Raw genomic sequence first — 1148 nt, 5'->3', positions numbered from 1 at the left:
CCATCAATGAAACTAGAAACTCGATCGTAGTTCGGATTGTGGGCTGCAACTCGCCCACATGAAGCTGGATTCGGTAGTAATCGCGTGTCATAAGCGCGCGGTGAATACGTCCCTGCTCCTTGCACACACCGCCCGTCAAAGCACCCGAGTGAGGTCCGGATGAGGCACGTTCCACGTGTCGAATCTGGGCTTCGCAAGGGGGCTTAAGTCGTAACAAGGTAGCCGTAGGGGAATCTGCGGCTGGATCACCTCCACCGACCCGAGACTCGCCCTCTGGGCGAGCTCACCTTACGACCGTCTTCCAAGACGGTCACTACTCATGCACGGTCTGTGGTGTCCGCCCACCCGCCGGCCTGGACACCGACGAACTACCACGGTTCACACTTGCGATCAATCCTTCCCGCGTGGGAAGGTGGGCTCATAGCTCAGCGGTAGAGTGCCTCCCTTGCAAGGAGGATGCCCTGGGTTCGAATCCCAGTGAGTCCATGTCAGCCTCGGTCCGAATCCGTCCCCTTAAGTATGGGACGCGATTCGGATTGAGTAGACGACGACCGATGCACCATCCCGGGAAACCGCGGATGGGAAGGGTTCGACGGACACGCTCCATGCCTGGACGTGATCCGATGACGACCGTGTATACGTGCGATCCAGACGTCCACTGAACTCATACGAGTTCGTGGAACGTCAGTGAACCATATACAGTCGGGTGACATTTAGTCACTTGACACCGTCAGCGGTTCTGTATAGAATCGACTGACACACTACTGGCTACTGTGCCAGCTGGTGAATGGCTCGGCTCGAGAGCCGATGAAGGACGTGCCAAGCTGCGAAAAGCTCGTGGGACCCGCATGGAGGGAAAGAACACGAGATATCCGAATCGGAATCCGTTTACAATTGCCACGCGCAATAGGGAACTCCCTGAATTGAAACATCTCAGTAAGGGAAGGAAGAGAACGCAACAGCGATGTCGTGAGTAACCGCGAGTAAAAGCGACACAGCCCAAACCGAAGGTCTTCGGACCAATGTGGTGTTCGGGTTGACAATCAATTCTCGACATTTCATCTGAAGTCTCCTGGAATGGAGCGTGAAACAGGGTGACAACCCCGTAAGATGAGACAGTACAGAAGGCGTCAATACCAGAGTAGCAG

1 tRNA gene and 2 rRNA genes are annotated in these 1148 nt (G+C 55.4%); all 3 read left to right on the top strand.

Annotation, left to right across the window (positions count from 1 at the left end):
* Window positions 1-254: ribosomal RNA gene (locus ACP96_RS19415) — 16S ribosomal RNA — on the top strand; the annotation flags it as partial.
* 160 nt (window positions 255-414) lie between these two features.
* Window positions 415-486 (top strand) — tRNA-Ala (locus ACP96_RS17040).
* Between the two features lie 273 nt (window positions 487-759).
* Window positions 760-1148, top strand: a 23S ribosomal RNA gene (locus ACP96_RS19410); the annotation flags it as partial.

Source organism: Halorubrum halophilum (genome assembly GCF_000739595.1).
GTDB classification, from domain to species: Archaea; Halobacteriota; Halobacteria; order Halobacteriales; family Haloferacaceae; genus Halorubrum; species Halorubrum halophilum.
This window is presented reverse-complemented; position numbering and strand designations above follow the sequence as displayed.